Origin of the sequence: Psychrobacter sp. AOP7-A1-24 (assembly GCF_052376235.1) — a bacterium.
Taxonomy (GTDB): Bacteria; Pseudomonadota; Gammaproteobacteria; order Pseudomonadales; family Moraxellaceae; genus Psychrobacter.
On the sequence record NZ_JBQSVM010000016.1, the window covers coordinates 61,266 to 67,986 of the forward strand.

The following is a 6,721-nucleotide window of genomic DNA, read 5'->3' on the forward strand; positions in this document are numbered from 1 at the left end:
TGTCGTAGGCTTAAATATGGTCAGTAACAAGTATTGATAGCCGCTCGTTTTCTGTGATGCGATTCATGGAACCAAGCGTAGCGTTTTTCCATGGCAAAATGATACTGGTTAAAGGCGTTTCAGCTAAGTTAGGATAATCCTCACGGTAATGCCCACCGCGACTCTCAAAACGCTGGTAAGCCGATTGAACAATCATCGTTGCTAACTTTAATTGCCTCGCCAATTGAAAAACGGCAATCTCACTTTTAGTAGTAGGGGCTTTACTGCTCATATCAGATAGCATGGTTTCAGTATGTTCGATTGACTCTTGCCACTGCTCAATTTGCCGCAATGCTTGCTCTAACTGTTTTGCACTACGTGTGATGCCCATATTGGCTGTCAAAAGAGCTTTCAATGCTATCGTTATCTCTGCAATACCTACGTCAGAATGAAGTGTTGTATCAGCCTTATAAGTTGGATACGATGACTGCTTGGAAGAGGGCAAGATGACAAATTGAGTGTTTTCTAGTGTCGGAAATTGCCAAATATCGGCAGCTAACTGATACATTTTATGATAGGCAGACGTATGCGCCTGAACCATTTTCTCTAAAGCTTCAGCTGTTTTCTCTAAGATTTCTAAATTCTTTAAGCGTTCCAATTTTGTTAAGTAACGAGGCAAATTAGCGGCGATGTTGCGACCAACTACCACACACTCCAACAATGAATTACTTGCCAAGCGATTGGCCCCATGCAACCCTGTATAAGCAACTTCGCCTGCTGCATATAGTCCTACGACGTCGGTTAAGCCATTGGCGCAAGTCACTACGCCACCACAACTATAGTGGGCGGTAGGAGCGACCGGAATAGGGTCTGTCGTCATATCGATACCGAGTGCTAGCAGTGTTTGATAAATCTGCGGGAAATGTGCTTGTATAAATGCGGCTGGTAAGTGACTGACATCAAGGTGTACGTAGCCAAGTCCGTTGTTATCAATCTGATTGGCTATTGCCCGAGCGACGATATCTCGTGGCGCCAACTCTGCGCGCTCATCAATCTCGAGCATAAAACGTTTGCCTGTCTGCGGACAATAGAGTCGCCCACCTTCACCGCGTAACGCTTCAGATATCAAAAAGCTGCTATCACCTAATGCCAGACCTGTTGGGTGAAACTGAATGAATTCTAAATTTGCTAAGCGGCAGCCTGCCTGCCATGCCATCATAACGCCATCACCGACACAGACATTAGGCGCGCTGGCACGTTTAAATAATTGACCTAAGCCACCACTAGCGAGTACGACAGCTGAACTATGAATGGTGAGTTGACGCTCATTGATATGATCAAAGACCAGCGCCCCTCGGCAATGTTTAATCTTGCTATCGTTCATGCTAAAAGAAGAGTTGCCAATCATAGGTGAAGTCAGTAACTCTAATGCTTCATGATAAGGCAAGATAGTGATATTGGTTGCAGTCTGTGCTTTGGTAGTTAAGGCATCCATCACGTGTCGACCCGTTGCATCCTCAGCGTGGGCGACTCGTCTACAGCCATGACCGCCTTCTTTGGTCAAGTGTAAATCACTGGTTTTTGAGTCTGAAAAATCAGGTGTATTATCATTTTCTTTAGTTAAAATTGTTTGAGTAAATGGCACGCCTTGCTCGCATAGCCATTGCACCGCTTGCTGTCCCGCACCTAAGATACGGTCAGTATTGTCAGCCGCACATAATCCTGCGCCAGCGATCAGCGTATCGCTAATATGGTCGGCAACTGAGTCAGTGTCATCCAAACTGGCTGCAATACCGCCCTGCGCATAATGACTTGAGCAAACCTCCAGAGCTGCTTTGCTCAGTACCATGATGCTTAGTGATTTTGGTAGTGATAGCGCAGTGCTTAAACCAGCCAGTCCTGCGCCAATAATAAGAACGTCAGTTTTTATAATATTACTCATATCATTGCTGCTCCTATTATTTACATAGCTAGTGGAGATGGAACAATCAACTGAATGCGACTGACTCATACTAGGCTGCCCCAACATTAGCGAACAGCGCACGATCTTTTACAATGTCGCCACTAGCGGCTACACGTTGTTTTTGTGCTTCAGCAAAATCGAGCATCCGTTGTAATGGTTTTTTGGCTGCAGTCGCCAGCTCAGGTGTCATTAGCACTTCACCGCTTTTATTGGTTAAGCATTGTTCAATACCCTTTAGACCATTCATTGCCATCCAAGGACAAAACGCACAGCTCTTACAGCTTGCACTCTCACCAGCAGTAGGTGCGGCCAAAAAGCACTTGTTTGGTGAGCGTTTTTGCATTTCGTGCAAGATACCTAAGTCAGTTGCGACAATAAAGGTATCGGCATCCATCTCATACGTTGATTGTAAAAGCTTGCTAGTCGAGCCGACCACATCAGCGAGTGCCACCACGCTATCAGGTGACTCTGGATGTACCAATACTTTAGCCTCTGGATGTTCCTCTTTTAGTTGCATCAATTCAGTGGCTTTGAATTCATTATGTACTAAACAAGAACCCTGCCAGAGCAGCATATCGGCGCCAGTCTCACGAGCGATGTATTTGCCCAAATGACGGTCAGGTCCCCAAATAATAGGTTCGCCTTGGGCCTGTAAGTGGCGAACAATATCGATACCGACAGATGAGGTGACAACCCAATCAGCTCTCGCTTTTACCGCGGCGCTAGTATTGGCGTAGACGACTACGGTACGCTCAGGATGAGCATCACAAAATGCTGAAAACTCGTCAGCAGGGCAGCCCAAGTCAAGCGAGCATTCTGCTTCCAAATCTGGCATGAGTACGGTCTTTTCCATGCTCAATATCTTTGCTGATTCACCCATAAAGCGCACACCAGCGACAACCAAAGTCTGCGCGCTATGAGCTTGTCCAAAACGTGCCATTTCCAGTGAGTCACCAACACAGCCGCCGGTTGCTAATGCCAAGTCTTGGATAAAAGGATCGACATAGTAGTGTGCTACCAGTACGGCATTATTCTCTTTAAGTAGCTTCTTAATATTTTCTTCGACCACGATGCGTTCAGTGCGAGGCAAGGCTGCTGGCATTTTAGCCTTGGCATATTCAATGTTCATCTGAGTGGCGATGCGATTGTCCGCCCTCATGATAGGTGCGTCGTAAGGATATTTTTTCATAATGGCAGCCTTTGTTGGTGCAATAACGATAAATGTGTGTACTAAAAAGTAGGTAATCAGACATAATAAATTTATAAGTTATCTTAATTATGCTCATTTTGAGTATAATTACAAGTGGTTTTTTATACTTAAAAAGTCAGAAGGTTAGGTTTTAGTGCCTGAAGTGACGTGTAGTTAAGTCATATTAGGCTTAAGAATGGTGCCAATTCATGCCTCTTAATCAATATTGGTTTTTCATACTTACAACCACAGACTATGATAGTTTTAGATTCAAGTTATACTAAGCGGTACCACAGCTATTGACCCTGATAGCTATTTATAGTTCAGAGAAAAAGGATAATCCCCAAAGCCATGACGTTGTCTTATTCACATGCGCACCAGCAAGGTAGCGGCACGACAGAAGTGGTCGCCGTATTGGTCGCTATCACAGACCATATCGCGCGCGTTCTAACCGTTGACCAAGGCAAGCTGTTGCCAAATGGGCCACTTATGCCGCTACATCGTTCGCTGCAAGCGGGCGTACGTCAATGGGTAGAAGAGCAGACGCAGCAACCGCTGGGATATCTGGAGCAGTTGTATACCTTTGTGGATACCAATAGGCGCAATATCGATGGCCATGCATTGGTGTATGTGAGTTATTTGGGTTTGGTGCAAGAGACGCAAACGCAGTCGCTCCAAAGCAAAGCACTATGGCGAGACTGGTATGATTACTTCCCGTGGGAAAATCATCTGAACGGTATGCCCAGTATTATTATGGACTTTATCGTGCCAGCGCTACTCGAATGGGCTAATACTGCCACCGACTCAATCGTTCAACAGCGCAGGCGTCAACGCATTGGCTTATGTTGGGGGCTGGACGAAGCGTTTTTGGCAGGTGATAAATCGACAGACAGTCAATCAGTCAAGGAACACGATAACGAAAGTAGAGAGTGGATTGCAGAGCATGTGTTACTGCGTTATGAGATGCTTTATGAAGCAGGTCTGATACCCGAAGCCCCTAATTATCCAGCTAACTATCAAGTCGTTGACTTGCCAAAGGACTGGTCGCAACGCATAGGTGTGCCCATGTATTACGATCACCGTCGCGTGATTGCTACTGCTATCTCAAGACTTCGCGCGAAGATTGAATATAGGCCGCTTATTTTTGGGTTGATGCCAGACGTCTTTACCCTATCACAGTTACAGCAGAGTGTTGAGGCGTTATCAGGCGTGCGATTGCACAAGCAAAATTTTCGTCGATTGCTCGATTCACAAAATCTAGTGATGGAGACAGGTGAGAGTAGCAGTGCTCAACGAGGTCGTCCTGCCAAGCTATATCGCTTCCGCCATGATATTGAGCTACAGAGTTTGTTGATGGATAGTAAGCTTCCTAAACGCAAATAACGATGAGCGTCCAATAATATCTCATACTCGAAAGTTGCTAGCAAAATAAGAAATATGTCATCTTCCCTTGCAGGGCTGATAACTTTGCGTTATATTTATGCTCATTTTGAGTTTAAATAACGAGCAGTTTCTATCAATATCATGCCTAGATAAGGGTCACAGATGACAACTGAAAAAGAGCCAGCATTGGATAACGTATTGCTTAAGCCATTGGTTGAGAACGCACTGATTGAAGACTTGGGTAGGCGTGGTGATGTAACGTCGCAAGCCACTATTCCAGCTGATATGCAAGCGCAGTTACAGATCAAGGCGCGGCAAGCAGGCGTGATATGTGGTATCAATTTGGCACGGTTGTCTTTTGCCTTGGTCGATGCACAAATTGAGTTTATTGCCCAAGTACAGGATGGCGAAACAGTAGAGGCTGGAGCAGTGCTAGCTACTGTAAAAGGTAACGCGCGTCACTTATTGACGGCAGAACGCACAGCACTGAACTTTATGACGCATCTCAGTGGTATTGCGACAGCGACCCGTAAAATTGTCGATAGTGTGGCGCAATATCCTGCGCAAATTACTTGTACGCGTAAGACTATTCCAGGCTTACGTATTGTACAAAAGTACGCCGTACGCTGCGGCGGCGGGCGCAATCATCGCTTGGGATTGGATGATGCGATTTTAATTAAAGACAACCACATTGCTATTGCTGGTGACATCAAAACGGCCATTCAGCAAGCACAGAAATTTGCTGGGCATCTGATTCCTATTGAAGTTGAAGTCGATACGCTAGAGCAATTAGAGCAGGCGCTCGATGCAGGTGTGAGTTTAGTGCTATTAGACAATATGTCCCCTGAAACATTGTCGCAAGCGGTTGCTATGTGTCAGGGTCGAGCAAAGACTGAAGCCTCAGGTGGTATCACGCCTGAAACGGTACAAGCAGCCGCAAGTACAGGGGTTGATTTTATCGCGATGGGCTATTTGACGCACAGTACGACAGCCTTGGATATTGGGCTAGATTTTAGTGCATAAGGACAGAGGTAATAAAGGCTAATAGTACTACAGCGCTCGATTTTATCGGAAGGATTATCACCAAGATAATAAAGCGGTAATTTATAATGACAGCTTATACTAAAAACCTGTTAGAGGCTTTTTCTACGCTGAAGGTCTACTAAGGTGATATATAGGCATAACGGCGCAAAGTTAATGATTTTATTAGCTTATCTGCCTATGTTACAATATAAGCTACAATGCTATTTTCAATCAGGTATTGTTTAGTCCGGTATTGGGTCATCGTTGCACTCGCACGATGACCTTATCTTTTTGCACAAGCGGTATTAATAAACAAGCGAGCGCTCAGTGAATACTGAAATCATTAAGATAATCTTGGCCTTTTTGGTATTGATTAATCCCTTTAGCGCCTTGACGTTATTTTTGGATTTGACCCGCGGTTATTCAATGAATAATCGACGCAAGGTTGCGCGTGTTGCCTGCTTGACGATTTTTATCACTATCAGCTTTTTTACTGTGGCAGGTGAGGTGTTACTAAACGCACTCGGTATTTCAATTGGTTCGTTTCAGCTGGCTGGTGGTATCCTAGTATTTCTAATTGCCCTTAATATGATGAATGGTGATGGCAATCCAGTTAAGCCCGATCAAGAAAATTTCGATGTCGATCACGTACAAGATTCGCCAGTTTCAATGGCAGCTGCCGTGGTTCCTTTGGCTATTCCAATGATGATTGGACCTGGTGGTATCTCCACAGTTATTATTTATTCTTCTCAAGTTTCTGGTGTTTTGCAGGTATCTGCTATATTGATAGCTGGATTATTTATCAGCTTATTTTGTTATTTAGCATTAATGGCGGCAGGTCGTATTAGCCGCTTATTAGGTGATACTGGCTTGAACATCATGAGCCGAATCATGGGTATGCTATTGGCAGCCGTTTCTATCGAAATTATTGTAGGTGCGATACGCACTTTATTTCCTAGTGTGGTATAACAGATTTTCTGTTCTAGGCCTCAACTCTCTGTTGCTTATGCCGCTATTTTGTTGTTAAAGCACATCAGCATAGTTTTGGAGTAGCTGGTCATTAAGATAAAGCTATTATCCTAACTTGTACTTATATTTGATTACTCATTATTTGAATTCTATACACGCTCTAGTGTCTATTTAAAAAAACCAAGTACATTTAGATGTATTTGGTTTTTTTATAA

General features: G+C 44.3%; 5 protein-coding genes. 3 read left to right on the plus strand and 2 right to left on the minus strand.

Going from position 1 to position 6,721, the window contains the following annotated elements; genetic code table 11:
* Positions 1 to 10: 10 nt before the first annotated feature.
* Both nadB and nadA read right to left on the minus strand, forming a co-directional pair.
* Positions 11 to 1,921 (minus strand): L-aspartate oxidase, encoded by a 1,911-nt coding sequence (nadB, locus tag ACT3QQ_RS07470; protein WP_444527503.1) that lies wholly within the window; start codon positions 1,919 to 1,921, stop codon positions 11 to 13.
* 70 nt (positions 1,922 to 1,991) lie between these two features.
* Positions 1,992 to 3,131 (minus strand): quinolinate synthase NadA, encoded by a 1,140-nt coding sequence (gene nadA, locus ACT3QQ_RS07475; protein WP_444527504.1) that lies wholly within the window; start codon positions 3,129 to 3,131, stop codon positions 1,992 to 1,994.
* Between the two features lie 351 nt (positions 3,132 to 3,482).
* On the opposite strand from nadA, the gene ACT3QQ_RS07480 reads away from it, so the two are divergent.
* From ACT3QQ_RS07480 to ACT3QQ_RS07490, 3 genes are all read left to right on the plus strand, one after another.
* On the plus strand, positions 3,483 to 4,514 hold the full coding sequence (locus ACT3QQ_RS07480) for an NUDIX hydrolase (protein WP_444527505.1): 1,032 nt from the start codon (positions 3,483 to 3,485) through the stop codon (positions 4,512 to 4,514).
* Between the two features lie 162 nt (positions 4,515 to 4,676).
* Positions 4,677 to 5,537, plus strand: a complete 861-nt coding sequence (gene nadC / locus ACT3QQ_RS07485; RefSeq protein ID WP_444527506.1) for a carboxylating nicotinate-nucleotide diphosphorylase — start codon at positions 4,677 to 4,679, stop codon at positions 5,535 to 5,537.
* A 327-nt stretch (positions 5,538 to 5,864) separates the two neighbouring features.
* Positions 5,865 to 6,506 (plus strand): MarC family protein, encoded by a 642-nt coding sequence (locus ACT3QQ_RS07490; RefSeq protein WP_444521600.1) that lies wholly within the window; start codon positions 5,865 to 5,867, stop codon positions 6,504 to 6,506.
* The last annotated feature ends 215 nt before the right edge of the window (positions 6,507 to 6,721 follow it).